Origin of the sequence: Dyadobacter psychrophilus (assembly GCF_900167945.1) — a bacterium.
Lineage (GTDB): Bacteria > Bacteroidota > Bacteroidia > Cytophagales > Spirosomataceae > Dyadobacter > Dyadobacter psychrophilus.
This window is the reverse complement of the sequence record NZ_FUZA01000001.1, coordinates 1,629,795-1,648,594: the sequence shown is the minus strand read 5'-3', so window position 1 is coordinate 1,648,594 and position 18,800 is coordinate 1,629,795. Positions and strand designations below refer to the sequence as shown.

The 18,800-nt window shown below is 45.5% G+C and carries 16 protein-coding genes; 13 read left to right on the top strand and 3 right to left on the bottom strand.

Features of this window, described 5'->3' with window-relative positions; genetic code table 11:
• Positions 1-27: 27 nt before the first annotated feature.
• The 7 genes from B5X68_RS06980 (at position 28) to B5X68_RS06950 (ending at position 5,905) form a co-directional block, all read left to right on the top strand.
• Positions 28-1,131: a sensor histidine kinase gene (locus B5X68_RS06980; RefSeq protein ID WP_082213875.1), complete on the top strand. Its 1,104-nt coding sequence runs from the start codon at positions 28-30 to the stop codon at positions 1,129-1,131.
• Complete coding sequence (locus B5X68_RS06975; protein WP_082213874.1) at positions 1,131-1,853, top strand: LytR/AlgR family response regulator transcription factor; 723 nt, start codon at positions 1,131-1,133, stop codon at positions 1,851-1,853. The genes B5X68_RS06980 and B5X68_RS06975 overlap by 1 nt, the downstream gene beginning before the upstream one ends.
• 151 nt (positions 1,854-2,004) lie before the next feature.
• Positions 2,005-3,474, top strand: coding sequence for a PKD domain-containing protein (locus B5X68_RS06970; protein ID WP_082214042.1), 1,470 nt, complete (start codon positions 2,005-2,007; stop codon positions 3,472-3,474).
• An 11-nt stretch (positions 3,475-3,485) separates the two neighbouring features.
• Positions 3,486-3,794: a hypothetical protein gene (locus B5X68_RS06965; RefSeq protein WP_141110201.1), complete on the top strand. Its 309-nt coding sequence runs from the start codon at positions 3,486-3,488 to the stop codon at positions 3,792-3,794.
• Positions 3,781-4,260, top strand: a complete 480-nt coding sequence (locus tag B5X68_RS06960; RefSeq protein ID WP_082213872.1) for a hypothetical protein — start codon at positions 3,781-3,783, stop codon at positions 4,258-4,260. The genes B5X68_RS06965 and B5X68_RS06960 overlap by 14 nt, the downstream gene beginning before the upstream one ends.
• A gap of 56 nt (positions 4,261-4,316) precedes the next feature.
• On the top strand, positions 4,317-5,153 hold the full coding sequence (locus B5X68_RS06955; protein ID WP_082213871.1) for a TapB family protein: 837 nt from the start codon (positions 4,317-4,319) through the stop codon (positions 5,151-5,153).
• Positions 5,150-5,905 (top strand): carboxypeptidase-like regulatory domain-containing protein, encoded by a 756-nt coding sequence (locus tag B5X68_RS06950; RefSeq protein ID WP_141110200.1) that lies wholly within the window; start codon positions 5,150-5,152, stop codon positions 5,903-5,905. Before B5X68_RS06955 ends, B5X68_RS06950 begins: the two co-directional genes overlap by 4 nt.
• A gap of 82 nt (positions 5,906-5,987) precedes the next feature.
• On the opposite strand, the gene B5X68_RS06945 is transcribed toward B5X68_RS06950, so the two are convergent.
• The 3 genes from B5X68_RS06945 to B5X68_RS06935 form a co-directional block, all read right to left on the bottom strand.
• Positions 5,988-6,578, bottom strand: coding sequence for a carboxymuconolactone decarboxylase family protein (locus tag B5X68_RS06945; RefSeq protein WP_082213869.1), 591 nt, complete (start codon positions 6,576-6,578; stop codon positions 5,988-5,990).
• Between the two features lie 12 nt (positions 6,579-6,590).
• Positions 6,591-7,142 (bottom strand): peroxiredoxin, encoded by a 552-nt coding sequence (locus B5X68_RS06940; RefSeq protein WP_082213868.1) that lies wholly within the window; start codon positions 7,140-7,142, stop codon positions 6,591-6,593.
• Between the two features lie 218 nt (positions 7,143-7,360).
• Positions 7,361-8,665 (bottom strand): UDP-N-acetylmuramoyl-tripeptide--D-alanyl-D-alanine ligase, encoded by a 1,305-nt coding sequence (locus B5X68_RS06935; RefSeq protein WP_082214041.1) that lies wholly within the window; start codon positions 8,663-8,665, stop codon positions 7,361-7,363.
• Positions 8,666-8,790: 125 nt separating this feature from the next.
• Here B5X68_RS06935 and B5X68_RS06930 point away from each other — a divergent pair, with 125 nt between their 5' ends.
• The 6 genes from B5X68_RS06930 to B5X68_RS06905 all read left to right on the top strand — a co-directional run bounded on the left by B5X68_RS06930 (position 8,791) and on the right by B5X68_RS06905 (position 18,791).
• Positions 8,791-11,040, top strand: coding sequence for a T9SS type A sorting domain-containing protein (locus tag B5X68_RS06930; RefSeq protein ID WP_082213867.1), 2,250 nt, complete (start codon positions 8,791-8,793; stop codon positions 11,038-11,040).
• 47 nt (positions 11,041-11,087) lie between these two features.
• Complete coding sequence (rhaT, locus tag B5X68_RS06925; RefSeq protein WP_082213866.1) at positions 11,088-12,170, top strand: L-rhamnose/proton symporter RhaT; 1,083 nt, start codon at positions 11,088-11,090, stop codon at positions 12,168-12,170.
• 16 nt (positions 12,171-12,186) lie between these two features.
• The gene (locus tag B5X68_RS06920) at positions 12,187-13,434 is read left to right on the top strand and encodes a DUF6786 family protein (RefSeq protein ID WP_082213865.1); all 1,248 of its coding nucleotides are present in this window, start codon (positions 12,187-12,189) and stop codon (positions 13,432-13,434) included.
• 119 nt (positions 13,435-13,553) lie between these two features.
• The gene (locus B5X68_RS06915; RefSeq protein WP_170916591.1) at positions 13,554-14,150 is read left to right on the top strand and encodes an RNA polymerase sigma factor; all 597 of its coding nucleotides are present in this window, start codon (positions 13,554-13,556) and stop codon (positions 14,148-14,150) included.
• Positions 14,151-14,243: 93 nt separating this feature from the next.
• Entirely contained in the window at positions 14,244-15,329 is a 1,086-nt protein-coding gene (locus B5X68_RS06910; RefSeq protein WP_082213863.1) for a FecR family protein, read from the top strand.
• Positions 15,330-15,536: 207 nt separating this feature from the next.
• Entirely contained in the window at positions 15,537-18,791 is a 3,255-nt protein-coding gene (locus tag B5X68_RS06905) for a SusC/RagA family TonB-linked outer membrane protein (protein WP_082213862.1), read from the top strand.
• The last annotated feature ends 9 nt before the right edge of the window (positions 18,792-18,800 follow it).

Genomic DNA, 18,800 nt, shown 5'->3' with positions numbered 1-18,800 from the left:
TAGGCGGTGAATTGGTTATATTTGCCTATGCGCCCAAACGTTTACCCTACTAATCAGGCCCGGTTAAGGATTTTGCAGCATGCCGCGTTCTGGATCGTCGTCCTGATTATCCTGACGGTGATTTATGGTGCCGGAATGCCTGATTACTGGATCGCAATTGGGGTCGTTGCCTTGTTTTTGCCTATACACATTGCTTATTTCTATTCGATCGGGTATGTCATTATCCCGAAGTTTTTCAACAGAAAAAAGCGAATCGAATTTTTTGTCCTGCTCATTGCAGCAGTGGTTTTGTCGACGCTGGCTTTCAGGTTGATGGAAATTTTTGTTGCCGATCCCATCATTTACAGCGCGGTAAAAAAAACAGATCCAACATTTGTTTGGAAAAAACTGGAAGGAACATTCTGGCAGCAGCTTGCAAAACCGGTCTATCTGATCAGCGCTTTTGAGCAGACTAACATTTTTGTCTGGGTGGCTTTATCGGTTAAATTTTTTAAAATGTGGTTTGAAAGAAGGCAGGCGGCGATGGAAGCCGAGCTTAACTTTTTAAAGGGGCAGTTACACCCGCACTTTCTTTTTAATACACTCAATAATCTCTACGCATTAACATTAAACCAATCGCCGCAATCGCCTTCTGTGGTGATGGGACTGGCAGAAATATTACGCTATATGCTTTATGAGGCTAATACGGATGTGGTTGATTTAGAGCGGGATATAAAAATTGTCGAGAGTTACATCGAGCTTGAGAAGATTCGTTATGAAGAGCGCCTGGACATTAATTTCAGCATTAATGGTGTTTCCAGTGAATATAAGATTGCGCCCTTGTTAATCCTTCCGTTGGTAGAAAACGCATTCAAGCATGGCGCCAGCGAGCAGGTAGGGCAGGCCTGGATCAACATGGATCTGCGGGTTAAGAACAATTTTCTTAAATTTAAAATATCCAACAGCAAGCCTGATCGGCCCGATCCGAAAGACGGCCGAAGCCATCACACCAGCATTGGATTAGCTAATGTCAGGAAGCGGATGGAAATTTTGTATCCTTCGGCATACCAGCTCAAAATTTTGGAAGAAGAAGAAGTTTTTGCCGTAATCCTCGAATTGGAATTGGATAAAAAAATTGATATAGCCTCATAATGAAGATAAAAGCGATTTTGGTGGACGACGAACCGCATGCCATTGAAGTGCTGGACAATTATCTCCGGAATTTCAATGAGATCGAAATCGTTGCCCGGTGCCAGGATGCTATTCAGGCTTTTCAGGTTTTGCAGCAGCAAAAAGTTGATCTGATGTTCCTGGATGTAAAAATGCCTGGACTAACAGGGACCGAACTATTAAGGAGTCTCAAAACACCGCCCAAAGTCGTTTTTACAACTGCTTACCAGGATTATGCCGTTGAAGGTTTTGACCTGAATGCGGTGGATTATTTGCTGAAACCCATTCCTTTCGAGCGCTTTCTGCGTGCTATGGACAAGGTTTTTACGGGTTTGAATGTTACCAATCAATCCGTTTCCATCGCGCAAAAAACCGCTGTCAGTAACCAGGATGTGTTTTTATATCTCAAAGTGGACAGGAAAATGGTGAAGGTCAATGTGAATGATATATTTTGGGTAGAAAGCCTCCGGGATTACATTAAGGTTGTTTTGAAAGATAAAGTGTTGATCACGAAACAAAAAATAAGCCTTTTGGAAGAGTTGCTTCCTGAGGACAGCTTTATCCGTGTGCACCGTTCATTTATTGTGGCTGTGGATAAAGTGGAAAGTTACCATGCGCATAAAATTGAAATCGCCGGAAAAGAACTGCCCATTGGCCGCAACTTCCGGAACGATTGTCAGCGACGTTTCAAGCTGACTTTTTAGCAAACGGTCAAAATTAGCGTCTACTGACGCCTTTTGTCGATAAAACCTGCTGTTAATCGACAGCACTTTCTCACATCGCTATTTCGACTTACCATTGCACCGCCATTTAGCCGATGGCGAAAATCAGTGTCCAGTAAAATCAAAAATAGCCATGTTAAAAAGTAAAAGAATTCTGCTTGCCCTCTTTTCGCTTGCCCTTTTTGTAACAAGCTGTAAGGAAGATGAAGACGTAAAACCAGGCAATACGCTCACCGCCCGAGCCGGCGCAGACCAGAATCTGAATGCTGGCGCCATTGTTACCCTCGACGGAAGTGCCTCGACCGACAGCGAAAACAAACCCTTCGATTATCGGTGGACATTCACGAAAAAACCGACCGGAAGCACCACAACCCTCAGCTCGGCTACCGTTAACAAGCCAACATTCAAAACCGACGTTTCAGGTGAATACGAGCTGGAATTGACCATCAGCAATGCGAATGGCGAAAGCAAGGACAAAGTCCTGATCACAGCAGCTGCTATCCAGCCGATCGTGCTGGATGCAAATATTAATGCAAAAACCACACTGGAAGACCGCATTGATAATCCTGACCTTCCCGACTACATTGCTAATGGCAATGTTGCAGTGAATGCCGAACTGACAGTGAAACCCGGCGTGGTCATTGCATTTGCAAGGGACGCTCGTTTCGAGGTGAATGATAAAGGCGGAATCTTGCTTGCGAGCGGTGAGCCTAACAAACCGATCCGCCTGATAGGCCAGGAAGCGAAAAAAGGTTTTTGGGCTGGTGTGATTTTCCGTTCTGCGAGCAGTGCCAATACATTGGAAAATGTGCATGTGCTGCATGCGGGAAGTAAGGTGCTTTATAGTGGAATCAAGGCCGGAATGGCCATTACGGGCGTGTCCAAGGCGGAATTGTCGATCAAAGACTGCCTTTTCGAAAAGAATGACGGATATGGTTTATGGGTTGAAGATGCTGTTATTTTGTCTGCATTTGCGTTTAATGTATTTAAGGACAACACGGAAGCCGGCATTTTGCTGACAGCCCGAAACGTTGCAAAACTGGATCCTAACTCCGTTTTTACGGGAGGCAACGGGCGAAATGTTGTGGAAATATCACCTTCGCAGCTTTCTAAAAGCTCTGCTGGTGAAATTGTTTGGCAAGGTTTCAAAGACAAAACGCCCTACCGTATCCTGGAAAGCCTTACAGTGGATGCCGATTGGAAATTGATGCCCGGAGTGATAATAGAAATGTCCTCAGGCGCGAGAATGTCCATCGACGGCGGTTATCTGAATGCAAAAGGAACCGAAGCGTCTAAAATTATCATCCGGGGCGCGGAAAACAAGCCGGCATATTGGAGAGGAATTATCTGCTTCTCAACCAGTGCGATGAATGTTTTTGAATATGCGGAAATATCAGGCGGAGGAAGTACGGCGCTGGTTTCGGGTAAGAAAGTGAACATTGCCGTTTACGGAAGTCAGGCAAGTTTCCAGATCAAAAATTCCAAGATCTCAGGCAGTGGCGGATACGGTGTTTATGTGAATTATCAGGCAAAAGTGAATGACGATATCGAAACTGCTAACACGTTCGCTGATAACGTGGAAGGCAAAGTCCTGAAAGAATAATAATGCGCACCATGACGATAATGCTTGCGGCCATACTGATGGTCGCAAGCATACAACACGCGCCCAAGTCTCAGAAGAGACCTTTACGACAGCCATATCCCGAAACCGGATTTTGGGTAACCGAAAGCTCATTTCTAAAAAACAGTACGCTCGTGCGATATTATGCCAACAGCAATCACCTTGTTTCCACGGTCACTGAACCCACCAACCTGGATATTACCAAAGTTTCCGTAAGGAGATATCTGAACAAAAAACTTGCAGAAGAGCTAGCGAAGGATACGACAAAAGCCTCTATTCAGAAAATTTATGAAACCAATTGAATTGATCTCCGTCGTCCGGATCATTGGGATAACACTTTACTTTTTTATCGCTGCACAAGGTGCATTTTACCATTTCGGTTTTGGGAAAGCATTGTATAGCATTCCCGCCGATGATTTTATAGTGCTTCGCAAAGCTGTCGACCCGATTGTCCGGGGCAAATTCAAAGTGCTGTATTTGTCTGCATTGGCCGTTATGTTCATCTGGTTTTTGATGAGTAATAAAAGTGCGGGATTCCTTTCCTATGCGCCTGTTTTGCTTGCTTTTTTGCTTTTGGTGGCCGATATGGCGCTTATTTTGAAATTTAGCGAACCGGTTAATGCCCTTATCAATAGCAACTCAATCGACACAAAAGCTGGTTTTCAAGATGCCAGGAATGAGTGGTTAAAGTTTATTTTGATCAGGGGTTATCTCTCAATTTCAGGATTTCTTCTGCTGCTGGTTCATCTTGTTTTCAAAATCCGGTGATTATAGCCTAATACGTATATAGTAATCAGTTTCATATTTTAATTATTACAAAAGCCATGTTAAATAAAATTCAACCTTCCATTACATTCGCCCGACGGACACGGGCAGCGTTTCTTTCACTGGCAATTGCAGCTGTCTCACTGGCATCTTGCAAGGATGACAAAGACAATGTTAAGCCCGATGACGGCAATCCGCCTGCCGAAGACAAAGCATTTTTGCCTGAGAAAGATCAGATTTATACATATAGGATACTGGACAGTGATGGCGAAAAAAGCAGTTCTACATTACAAGTTGTTAATACAAAGGATTCTTCGGGTATTGCCGTTTATGATATTGAAAATGTGATCCAGGAGGGAAGGGTTTTTGTTACAACCAGAAGCAGGGCATTCAGTAAGGGCGGACTTACGACTAACGAAATGCTGCATGAGGATGCCGTGCATGCATTATACGATATCGTAAATGAATTTGCTGAAATTGAAGATGTTACAATGAGTGGCTTTCCTCAAAAGCAAGTGTTGGAAAACAAAGGAACGGTCGGCAGCAACGTTACTTTCGGTAAAGATCCGCTAAAAGTAGACATGGCATTGCTGATACCAATCGATGAACAAAACAAAATCGAAGCAGATTGGGAAACCACATTGACCTATCTGGATGGAAAGGCGACTAAGCAGGAAGAAATAACGACGCCAGCAGGGACATTCAAGTGTACCAAGTGGGAGTATAAATATGAAATGCATATAAAATTATCAAGCCTTTTCATACCAGTTGAGGAAACCGAAGATGTTTGCACAGTTGAGCTATGGACCGCTCCGGGCGTTGGCATCGTGAAGTCGATCGAAACGGTGGGCGAGGATTCTTCCACCACGGAACTGCAAAAGATCACTAAAAAATGAGACGCGTTTCTATATTAATGCAATGCATATTCGTGCTGCTTGCCGTTGCGTGCACCGAAACCGATGGCCCTTCGCCGGATGGATCGGCCCCGGAAGAAGGTTATACAACGGGGAAAGTTATCAATACGGACGGATCGCCGATGCCAGGCGTGAAAGTGGTGGTGGATAACACAATGATCTACGCGTCCTATTCCATCGGAACTTCGGACGAAAAGGGGAATTATAAAATCCAGTTACCAAAAGTGGGCACATTCATGGCCTCAGCGCACATTACCAGGAAATATAATGGCCGCGAATATGAGCTGGACCTGGATCCGGATGTGTATGAGGAGTTCAGCATTAACGGAGCAGTCCGGAATTTTCAATGGAAGCTCACGGGAAAAAGACCTGTGGAGGCGCAAGGCTACTATGGAGTCACTATTGAAGTGAATAAAGCCATAATGAGCAGCATTTACGATTCCGAAAACATTGAATTCACACTTGTGCCGGTTGGCGATCTTATTGACGGTTCAAAGGGTAAAACCCTCAAAATGAAGCATGGAGAGCCTTTTACAAGTGACTATGGGAAGTTGGTTGACATTCCATTAGGCAGATACAAAATGACGGCTTATTACAACGGGGAAGCGGGAAAAGGGCCGTTAAAACTCAGGAAGCATTTTTCTGAGGATGAATATGAAGACGAAATCATCATCGATTTCGAGCCGCAGACAATGTGGGGTGACAATATCGCTTTTGTCAGCTATTCAGAATAGCTAGCGGCAAACATCAAGAAATACGGAGTAAAGAGTAGTAGTGCAAAATTCCCAGGCCATTTCGGACCTGGGAATTTTTATTTTACACCAAAACAGTGAAGCTTTTGAAAATGGCGCCAACCCTTACCGCGTCGAATATACGCGCAGGCGTTCCGCCGTGGTTCAGCACCGATTGCTCGTGTGAAGTCACGCACATTTCGCAGCCATTCAATGCGGAAACGACAAGGCTCAGCAGCTCAAAAAATTCTTTACCCAAAACAGGGTTCACCATAATGCTCATTTTGATTCCCGCAGGCGCATTATCGTAAAATTCCTTGTGCATGAAATGCCTGAAACGATAGAAAACGTTGTTCGCATTCATCAAAGAAACGCAGGCTGTAACTTCCGCAATTTCCTTTTCGTCGGCACCCTCATTAGCAGCCAGTTCTTCGAGCGCTGTGATCAGTGCCGCATTTTTCTCATTTACAGCCACCGAAAGCGCGATCAAAAGCGCTTCTTTTCGGTTCAATGTCTGCGATTTGAGCACATTACCAACATTGATCTTCAAATCTTTGAGATAACGGTGGTCCAATGCGGCCAGCTTATTGATCAGCACGCTTTCAAATTCTGCCGGCAGGTTCACTTCTTTATACAGGGAATCTTTTGTATTCCCTGTTGTCGCGAATGGATACATTTTTGGTTTTGATTAAGCTAATGTTGCTTCTCCTTTAACCCAGTTGCAAGGGCAAAGTTCGTCGGTTTGCAAAGCATCCAAAACGCGGATCACTTCGTCAACATTACGGCCAACAGAAAGGTCGTTAACACTTACCCAGCGAATAATTCCTTGTGGATCAACGATGTAAGTTACACGGTAAGCAATTTTCTCGTTTGCTTCAAGAATCCCCAGTTCTTCTGCAAGAGACTTGGAAGTGTCAGCCAGCATTGGGAATTGAAGGTCACGAAGATCATCGTGGTTTTTTCTCCAGGCCAGGTGAACGAACTCGCTGTCAGTAGAAGCACCGATCAGCATGGTATCGCGGTCAGCGAAGTCTTCAACGTGCTTTCCGAACTCAGCAATTTCGGTAGGGCATACAAAAGTGAAATCTTTTGGCCACCAGAACATAACCATCCACTTTTCAGCGTTTTTGTGATCTTCTGAGGTAATATCGTAGAATTCGTTTCCTTTTTCAAGAGAAACAACGGATGTTTTTTTAAATTCAGGGAAGGTTGATCCCACAGATAAAATCCTATTTGCCATGATTGTGGTTGGTTTATAATTTGTACATTTTTAATGTCACAAAACTACAACCGGCGCTTGCACAAGGCAACTTTTGGGCTGGTACTATATCAGGAAAGAGTTGTTTTAAATAAATGAATTTGATTTTATTTATCAAAAACTGATATTTATCAATTTCATCAATAATGTGATAGACGCGGCCAATATAATTTAACTAATAATTCCTTAAATTATAGAATTCAATCCGGCATCAGGTTCAGGACAGTTTCCAGAGCCATGCCTCTTGAACCTTTGATTAAAATGTATGTATTTTCCTGCGGGTTATCCATAACCCAGTTGTGAAGTGAAAACTTGTCGGGAAAATAGTAAGCCTTGGGCAATGCAGGCAATGCATGTTGCATGAGACTGCCGGCCAGGATCACGATATCAAACTTGTGTTTTGCGATCTGCTCGCCTAATGCCAAATGTTCTGCCGGAGCCGCATCACCCAGCTCGAACATGTCACCCAGGATTATCATTTTACGTGGCGCGTCAATGCCCGCAAAGTTGGCGATAGCCGCCGACATGGAAGACGGATTCGCATTATAAGCATCCATAATGACCGTATTGCTCCCTTTTTTAACGATTTGCGAACGATTATTATCAGGCTTGTAAGTCGCCACGGCCTCGTTTGCATCCTCATCTGCCACATCAAAATGCTTTCCCATAGCGAGCGCGGCGCACATATTATCGAAGTTATAACCGCCCGTCAGCTGCGTGGAAACCGTTTTTCCATTGTTTTGATAAATTACAAAAGGGCTTTCCTGCACCAAAATGGGGTTGACAGCACTATTATCCGAGCAGTAAAAGACGATTTCCCCGAATGCACGGCGCTTGCTCGCCATTTCCATGATCACATCGTCTTTGGTGTTCACGAAAACGGTGCCCTTCTTTTTGGAAAGAAAATCAAAAAGCTCTCCTTTTCCCTTCATAATGCCAGCTATTCCGCCAAAACCTTCCAGGTGCGCCTTACCAATGTTGGTGATCAGGCCGTGTGTGGGAATAGCAATGGTGCTCAGCAGCGCGATTTCCTGCTGGTGGTTGGCGCCCATTTCAACGACAGCCATTTCGTGTTTGGCGGGATCAATGGACAGGATCGTCAGCGGGACGCCAATGTGGTTGTTCAGGTTGCCTTTGGTTGCGTATGTGTTGTATTTCATGGATAACACCTTTGCAATCAGTTCTTTTGTTGTGGTTTTTCCATTGGAGCCCGTCAGTGCGATAACCGGGAATGTGAATGTTTTGCGGTGATGCCGGGCCAAGTCCTGCAATGCTTCCAACACATTTTCAACCAGTAAAAAGCGCTCGTCGGCAACCATCTCCGCATCGTCCACTACAGCATATGCGGCGCCCTTGCTCAATGCTTCTGCCGCGTATTGGTTTCCATCAAAATTGTCACCTTTTAATGCGAAAAACAGGCAGCCTTCGCCGATCTTGCGGGTGTCGGTGCATATGGCAGCGCCGTTTTGGAAGTGGTTATAGAGCGTTTCGGTCGAAGTATACATGAAATCGGGAATCAATATAAAGTTATAAGCGCTTATTTCGTTAGGTTTAAAAGCCAGATCAGTAAACCCGGGTTCGGCGTCCGCGCGCGGCGGGAACCGCAAAACTAATAGATTATTCCTCAACGATGCGAACGAAATTTACCTCCTTTTTCCTCTTCATTCTTAACATTGTAACGCTTTCAAGTGCTTTTTCACAAAAGTCATGGTTTAAAATCGACACGCTGACCAGCGTCACATCCAAAGGCGCGAAACTAACCAATCCCTGGACCGGCGGACTCAATGCTTCGCAATTCCTGAAAATGCATTTGAACAATGATGCGGATGAAGACCTGGTTGTGTATGATCGTACCAATAGCAAAATCACCACATTCCTGGCTGGGCCTGACCCATTGAACCCAGGCAAGAAAACATTCATTCACACGCCTTATTATGAATCCCTTTTTCCCAAAGCAGACAACTGGATGATCCTGGCGGATTACGACGGAGACGGTAATAAGGATCTTTTTACAAGCACGTCATTAGGGATCAGCGTTTACCGGCAAGAGAAAACCGCACAATCCTGGACATTCAGGCAAATGCAGGAAGTGCTGTATACGAAGGGCTTTTCGGGAAATATCAATTTGCAGGTTTCGGGAACGGACATTCCAGGAATTGTAGATGTGGATGATGATGGCGATCTGGACCTTTTGCTGTTTGATTTTTCGGGTAATTATATTGAGCTGCACCAGAATTTGAGCATGGAGAAGTTTGGCAAGCCGGATAGCCTTGGAAATGTGCAAAGTCCTGTTTTTCAGCGTAATGGTGACTGCTGGGGGGATTTTCACAAAGGCACCAACGAAGGTTTTGAATTCGGGTTGGATTGCGGCGTGACGGTGAGTTCGGGTAATCGCGAAATGCATGCGGGGAACTCTATTTTGTTGCAGGATCTGAATGGGGACGGCAAAAAGGACCTTTTGGTTGGGCACGTCAGTAACACGCACATTTCATTTTTAACCAATTCAGCAAGCGGATTGATTGGCAATTTTACGGCTTATACCAACACTTACCCCACGGTAAATCCTGTGCTTTTACACATTTTCCCGGCTGCATTTATGGAAGATGTGAATTTTGATGGCAAAAAAGACCTGCTAATAGCGCCTAACACGGCTTCCAACGATGGTAACCTGACCGATTTCAAGTCCTCCGGCTGGTATTATCAAAATGCAGGAACGGATACCAAACCAGATTTTAAACTCACAAAAAAGAACTTCTTGCAGGATCAAATGCTGGACGTGGGTGAAAATGCAGCGCCTTCATTTTTCGACATAGATGGTGACGGCGACCTGGATATGCTCATTGGGACGGGCGGGATTCCCGGGCAAACCGGTTTCAAAGGTGGTTTCTGGCTTTTGAAAAACACAGGAAATAACACAACACCCGCATTTGAAGTGGAATCGGAAAATTATCTCAATCTGGCTTCCGCATTCGGCGTTTACAACATTAAGCCTCAATGGGCTGATTTCAATGGAGATGGCGTTTCGGACCTCGGTTTCTCCGCGACTTCGACCACGACATTAAAACTGGAATATCGCTACATCCCCAACAAAGCACAATCCGGCGCAGCAGCGCAATTGAACCTCGCGGATGCCGTGACTATTGCCATGCCCGCAGAATCTCAAACCGGCGATTCGCCCCATTTTTACGATGTAGATGGTGATGGAGACCTGGATTTGCTGCTGGGCAAGACGCAGGGAAACATTTATTTTTATGCCAATACAGGAACCAGCAAGCAGTTTACATTCAAGCTGGAAAGTGACGCTTTTGCGGGTGTTACCATCAGTTTCGAGGGACGGTCCCCGCAGCTAGCCGTGGCCGATTTTGATCTCGATGGCCGTGCAGATGTTATTACGGCAGATCATACAGGCAACATTCGCCTTTTCCATGGCGCCGACTGGGGCAAATGGACGGAGCGGGAAACATTGCTCGTGGAGCAGAACGGAAAAGCGTCTGCACCTTCGTTCGGAAACTATCTCTCTGTGGCCGTTGGTGATTACAATGGAGACAAAAAGCCCGATATCGCCGTCGGCAGCAACGCGGGGGGGCTAAGGTTGCTGACCAACATTGTGCCTGTTACCATTACAGGCAACGAACCAGCAGCGGGGCCGCTCGTTAATGTCTTTCCAAATCCGGCTGCCAATTATTTAAAGATAAAATCCTCGAAATCCGCAACATTTGACATTGTCAGTGTAACGGGCAGGAAAATTGTCAAAGATCGAAAGCTGAATGCAAATATCGAGCAGGAAATTGTCACGGAACATTGGCCGGCTGGGTTATATCTGGTTGAAATAAAATCGGGTAACAGCCATGTTGTGAGGAAAGTGATGGTGGCCAATTAGCAAGTAGATAGCCGCAGAAAAGCTCTTACAAGATAAAATTCATTTTCATGCAAGCTCTTCTTGGCGTAATTTTCCATTTTATTGGCGGTTTTGCTTCCGGCAGTTTTTACATTCCATATAAACAAGTCAAAGGCTGGGCCTGGGAATCCTATTGGATCGTTGGCGGGCTGTTTTCCTGGCTTATCGTTCCGCCGCTGGCAGCATTCCTGACGATTCCCGGTTTCACCGACATTATTGCCGCCACAGACGGAGGCATTTTATTGATAACCTACATTTTTGGCGTTTTATGGGGCATAGGCGGGCTAACCTACGGATTAGGGGTCCGTTATCTCGGCGTCTCGCTCGGAAGTTCCATCATTCTTGGGCTTTGCTCCGTTTTCGGCGCATTAATCCCTTCGGTTTATTATCAGTTTTCACCACGGCCCGGCAAAGACACGATCTCTGATTTGTTTACAAACAGCTGGGGCCAGATGGTCTTACTCGGCCTGCTCGTCTGCGTGATCGGCATTATCATTTGTGGAAAAGCGGGTGCGATGAAGGATAAGGACCTCAAAAAGTCGGGATACATTGCCGATGATAAAACGGAATTCAAAATCGGCCTTGGGTTGACGGTTTCTATCATTTCCGGTGTGTTAAGCGCTTGTTTTGCGTTCGGGATTGATGCAGGCAAGGTGATGGCCGAAGAAGCCAATGCAGCCTGGAAAGCGCTGAACCCGGATCAGGGAGAGTTTTTATTCCAAAACAATGTGACTTATGTCGTGATCCTTTTGGGCGGGCTTACCACCAATTTTATATGGTGTATGCTTCTGAATGCGCGTAACAAAACATTCGGCAACTACACCGATTCGCGCACGCCGTTGCTATCCAATTACATTTTCTCAGCACTCGCCGGCACAACCTGGTTCCTGCAATTCTTCTTTTACGGCATGGGCGAAAGCAAGCTGGGCAATGGTCCAAGTTCGTGGATCCTGCACATGGCGTTCATCATATTGGTCGCCAATTCATGGGGGTTGATCCTGAAAGAATGGAAAGGGATCAGTAAAAAGACCCTTACGACGATCATTTCAGGCATTTTGGTGATTGTGTTGTCTGTGCTGATAGTTGGTTATGGTAACTATTTGAGGGAGTAGTTTTAGAGGTTTTGTCATGCAAAAACATCTTTCCGTTTCCTTACTGATTCTGGCGGTTTTTGCAATGAATGCTTGCCGGAGCAATAACCAAAGCAATCAAGAAACATTGGAGCAAACAAATAATGATGCAAAAGGCACATTCGGTTATGATGTAGCTTTTTTGAAAAAGTATAACAATGCATTGACCCTGCAAGCGCCGGATAATGCGGATGCACAAGCCATTATCGTTCCCGAATATCAGGGACGCGTAATGACCAGCACGGCAAGTGGCACGAAAGGAAACAGTTACGGCTGGATCAATTATAATCTGATCGAAAGTGGTGTAAATCAGCCGCATATCAATGCTTTTGGCGGAGAGGAACGCTTCTGGCTTTCACCGGAAGGAGGGCAGTTTTCTGTTTATTTCAAAAAAGGGCAAACATTCGATTTCGCCAACTGGCAAACGCCTGCGATCATTGATACGGTCACTTACCAGGCCGTAGAATCGGACAGCTCATCGGTTAGTTTCCGTGCAAATGCGATCATCGAAAATTACAGTGGGACAGTTTTTGTGGTAGAAATAAACCGCAAAATTTCCATGCTGGACAAAGCTGCGATCATGTCGGAACTGAACGTTGCATCCCTGGAAGGCTGCAAATCCGTCGCATATGAATCAATTAATTCACTGACTAATAAGGATACCGACTGGAAAGCTGAAACGGGAATGCTTGGGATATGGCTTTTAGGCATGTTTCAGCCGACTGAAAAAACGGTGATCGTCGCGCCGTTTTCGACGCGATTATCCAAAAAACCTTTGCTGACCGACGACTATTTTGGCAAAATCCCTTCTGACCGCATTGCAGTGAAAGACTCGGCCGTTTACCTCAGAGCCGACGGGAAATTCAGGAGTAAAATAGGCATTGCGCCTAGGTCGGCGCGCAATGTTGCAGGAAGTTACGATGCCGAAAAAGGCATTCTGACCATCATTCAGTATGATCTCAAAGCAGAAGAAAAGTATCTTAAATCCACCTGGGAAATTCACAAAGACCCTTATGACGGCGATGCTTTCAATGCTTATAATGATGGTAAGCTGGCCGACGGCTCCCAAATGGGGCCATTTTACGAACTCGAATCCAACTCGCCAGCCAAAGCATTAAAAGAAGGCGAAACGCTGACACACCGCCAGCGGACATATCATTTTGAAGGAAGTAAGGAAACACTTGGGGCGATTTCGCAGAGCGTTCTGGGCGTAAGTCTGGACAACATTGCGGCTGCGTTTCAGTAGAAGCATGACAGCGCAGGATAGTTGGCGCAGCGGGATTAAACATATTTACATTCTAAAAGTAAGATTTAATTGGATGTATTGAAGTTTAAACGCGTTTGGCTAGTAAAATCTACACTCCTGTGCATCACTCCGACAATCTACATGACGCATATTTAACCACCCGATGGCAGCAATTTTGCGCAGGTGACAAGCATGCATTTGGGGAAGTAACAGAAAGCTATTATGTAGCATTACACCATTATGGAACGCGTTTCACATCCGACCGCGACCTGATAAAGGACTGCCTTCAGGATCTGTTCCTGGAACTTTGGGAGAAGCGCGAGTCACTTTTGCGGATCACTTCCATTAAACCCTATCTTTTCCAATCATTGCGGAACAACTTGCTGAGGAGCGTTAAAAAGCAGGCTAAATTCCTCGATGCAAGCGATCCGGGCCACGAACCACTGGATGAAGTATACCCGGAATCCGATTGGATCATTAACGAAACCGAGCAACTTACGAGTCACCGCCTCAAAAAGGCTATTGATTCGCTTCCGAAGCGCCAGCGGGAAGCGCTGTATCTGCGTTATTATGAGAACCTTTCTTACGAGGAGATCGCCACAGTAATGGGTTTGCAAAGGCAGGCCGTTGCCAACTATCTGCAACACGGCATCCAAAAACTTCGGGATTACTGGCAATATGTTGCGATAATCCTTTCTATACTTCATTTTGAATAATTAGCATTAAAAATTAAATTTTTTTAATGTTTCGTGGGTACTATTCACTTCCGGGATACTCATCGTATCAGAAGTAAATAAAAACGGCATCCCATGAAAAATTATACCGGATTTGAAATCAAGGACTGGCTGGAAGACATTGCCTTTCAAAAATGGGTTTATAATCAGGAAGCGGACGAATTCTGGCAGCAGTTCCTGAGGGATACGCCGCAACAGGCAACTAACATCACTCAGGCCAAAGTGATCCTGTTATCGGTCCGCGGTGAGCTCGATAACATTCCTGAGGTTGAACTGAAATCCAGGGTTGCTGAAATTCTGGCCGCCATTCCGGAAGAAATACCGGAATACAAAATTCCCTGGTGGAAAGGGAAGTGGCTCCGGGTTGCGGCCGTGCTGTTCCTGACGATTGGAATCGGCCTGGTCAAACTGAACTGGCACAAATTCAGCGGTTCGCAGGAGCCTTATTATACGACGATCGCGAGCCTGGACCGGCGGGAAATTACAGAAGTCGTTAACACGACGGATCACATAAAAATGGTGAGCCTGCCAGACGGAAGTTCCGTGATCCTGAAAAAGGACGCGCGCATTGCTTATCCCAATCAGTTCAATGAAACGAAGCGTGAGGTTTATATGCTTGGGGAAGTTTTTTTTGAAGTTGAAAAAAACCAGGACCAGCCATTCTACGTGCACACTGGCAATATGATTACCAAGGTAACCGGAACCAGTTTCAGCATTCAGGCCAATGAATCCGACGAGGCCGTGCGGCTGGTGGTGAAGACAGGTCAGGTGGAAGTTTCTACTTCTAATGGAAAAATCGGGAATGGTGCAAAAGGTAAATCACTGCATTTGAACCCTAATCAACTGGTAATCATGCAAAAGAAAGGGCAGGATTTGAAAACACGTAATGTTAAAAACGCTGTTTTGCTTGACCTTTCCATTGAATCCGCAGATTTCGTTTTCAAAAGAACACCATTAAAAGATGTTTTCAAGGCTTTGGAAGAAGCGTATGGTGTAACATTCAAATTTGATGCGTCAAAAATTTCCGATTGCAGCATTACGGCCCAGCTAGGCGACGAGCCGATCTTTGAAAAGCTCGCAATGCTTAGTGCGGTTGTCAATGCCAGATATGAACTGAAAGACAGCCAGGTATCCATTTATTCCAATGGCTGCAAGAACTAAAAGATATGTTGATAACCCACTTAATCAAATAAAGAGTGCCTATGGGAGAAGATTTGCCTATAAATAGCCGGCAATGTTTGCAGCATTACCGGCCAGATTGAATAGCTCCGGCGCGGTCTTCGAACCCGGTCTCGCGAACCAGGTTTAACTAGAAAGATAGCTGAGGAGTGGTTTGTAACTCTAAATCACATAACCTAAAACAAAACTATGCAAAAACGTCGACAAACGTGTTTGGTTCTACGCAAACTTATAAGGATTACCGTATTGCAATTGTATATTTCCGTGCTGTTTATCAGCGTTGCAGCTGCCAATGACCTTCGGGCACAGGAACTGCTGGATAAACGTATAGACTTGACGGTTAGCAATCAGGAGATAGAAAAAGTGATTGAACAGATTGGCAATAAGTCCAAAGTCCGGTTTGTTTACAGCCCCGAAGTGATCCAGGCGGATCGTAAAGTTTCCTACAACAGCCAGCATCAGCGGTTAGAGCAAGTGCTCAAAGATATTTTCGGACCATTAGGTGTAGCGTTTGAAGTTGCCAACAAGCGAACTATTTTACTGAAACGCTCCGCCAGGATAATGGCAAAACCCGAAGCAAGCATTAAACCTACGAATCGCGCTGCCCGCGCTGACAGCTCTTTTGTGATCAAAGGCCAGGTTTTTGACAGCAGCGAGCCACCGGTTTCGCTTCCCGGTGTAACGGTTCAGGTAAAGAATACGGATCGCGGCGTCACAACCGACGCAAATGGGAATTATGAAATCGAGGTGAGCAGGGGTGAAACACTCGTTTTTACATTCATTGGTCTTGATACAAAACAAATCGTGATCGAGAATACGCGCAATATGGTTGTGTCACTCAAACAGCAGGAGACAGCATTGAACGAAGTGGTGGTTACAGGTTACTCGGAGCAGAAAGCCAGGAACCTGGCCAATGCGATTGGGAAGCTGGACGTAAAAGCTGCTGTTACCAACAAGCCCATTACCCAACTTTCGCAAGCACTGCAAGGCGGGGTAACTGGTTTAACCGTGATGCAAGGTAGCGGGATGGCAGGAGAGGACCGGTCTAATATTCTGATCCGTGGGATATCGACCATAGGAGGCACTTCGCCACTGGTTTTGGTGGACGGCGTCCCTTTTGACATTAACTCCGTAGACCCGACGACCGTGGAGAGCATTACCGTCCTGAAAGATGCCGCAGCAGCCTCTATTTACGGAGCCAGGGCGGCTAATGGTGTGATTTTGGTTACCACAAAAAGAGGGATTCCCGGGAAGCTTTCGGTTACATACGATGGATACGGCGGCGTCCAGAACGCAACTTATCTGCCCACATTCGTGGATGCGCCCAAGTATATGACGATGGTCAATGAGGCCTACGCGAATATTGGCGGGCTGGAACCTTACAGTGAAACAACCATTCAAAAAACCATTGAAGGCACGGACCCGATCAGTTATCCGAACACAAACTGGTCCGACCTAATGCTGAACAAAAACCCGATCATTCAGAGTCATTCAGTAAGCATTTCAGGGGGTAATGAGCTGGCCCGCTTTGCGGTGAGCGGTAACTATCTTTTTCAGGATGGGCTTACACCCAAGCGGGATTATGAGCGCTTTTCGTTCCGTGCCAACACGGGTGTCACGCTCACGAAGAATGTATCCATGTTGCTGGACCTCGTGGCAAACCGGAGCAGAAACCGTTCGGAGCTGGTCAGGTTTGGGAATTCGCTGCATTTGATTTACTCAACACCACCCAACATTGTCCCGAAATATCCGCTGAAAGACGATGGTTATCAGGCATATGGCAATTTCGGCGAAATGATGAATCCGATGGCGGAACTGGAAAAGGGAGGTTATGCGCAGAATAAGGCCGATCAGATCAATATTAATTTCCAACCGATCTGGCAAATCACCCCTGAATTGAAGTTGCGCGGCCAGTATTTGTATCGGGTTAATTCAAATGGTTATCTCGACAACCGGAATTCGTACAATTTCCTGGACTATTACACGGGTAATCTCGTATTCACTTATGGAAATTCCAAAACGTCCACTGTCGGCAGAAGCACCTATAATTATTTGTCGGGTAACCTTGAATTTTCTCAAACTTACGGCAAGCATTTCATTTACGCCATTGGCGGGCTGGCGCGGGAGGGCGATAACCCGTCCAATTTTGATCAGGTCACGCTTGCTTCTTATTTTTTCAAGTTCAATTATGTTTTTAATAACAAATATTTATTGGAAAGCACCGTTCGCTCGGATGGTTCTTCCAAGTTTGGGCCGGGACAAAAATGGGGGACATTTCCTTCTGTTGCAGTTGGCTGGAATGTGCATAATGAAAGCTTTCTGAAAGACTTTAAACCCCTTACCAGCTTCAAATTACGAGCTTCTTATGGCTTGATGGGTAATAATGGTAATGTAGAACGATACAGATATCAAAGTCTGATCGATGGGGGAAACGGAAATGAAACTTCCATAGGTAACCCTTCAATTACATGGGAAACGGTTAAAATGCTGGATATAGGAACGGATATCAGGCTTTTCAACAACCTGGGAATCACCATTGACTGGTTTCACAAAGTCACGGACGACATTCTGCTCACGCCGCCGCTGTCGCTGTCGTCTGGTGTTAATTCGCTTCCGGTCAACTCGGGTTCGGTTTCTAATAAAGGTTGGGAATTCATGGTTAATTATGCTACGCTGATCAATAAGGACATGGAATTCAGCGCCAGTTTGGGTTATTCCAATTATCAGAACAAAATCCTTTCCCTGCGCGGCGGTCCGTACATCGGAACTACGGATATCCAGCAAATCGGAAGCCCTATCGGCAGTTATTATTTATATAAAACCGATGGCTTGCTCAAACAAAGCGACATTGATTCGGGCATTCCTCTGCTTCCGGGGCAACAAATCGGTGACATTAAATACATTGATGTAAACGGGGACAAAATCATTGATAAGGAAGACCGGGTGATAGCGGGAAATCCGAATCCGCAGGGCAGTTACTTCGCAAACCTTTCATTTACATACAAGCGCTTCGGGTTTGAAACGCAGCTGAATGGTTTTACCAAAAGTCTTGCCTACGCGCAAGGCCGTTTTCAGACTGTTTTGAATGTTACTTCCAACTTTGACGGCGGAACGCCAATGACCTATCAAACAGATTACTGGACTCCCGAAAATCCGGACGCGATGTTTCCCAGATTATCCCCGGCACCGGGCAATAATGCGCTTCCCGCAGATTACTGGCTCACGAACGCAGCTTTTTTGAGAGTGAAATATATGCAGCTCGGCTACAATTTTGAACCAAAAACCGTGGCGAAGCTGGGACTCAGCAATCTCCGCGTTTTTGTAAATGCGCAAAATGCCATCACGCTAAGCAAGATGAAGTATTTCGATCCGGAAACGCGTGGGAAGGAAGACAATTACCCAATGATGAAAGTGTACACATTAGGTTTAAACATCAAATTTTAAGATCGAACC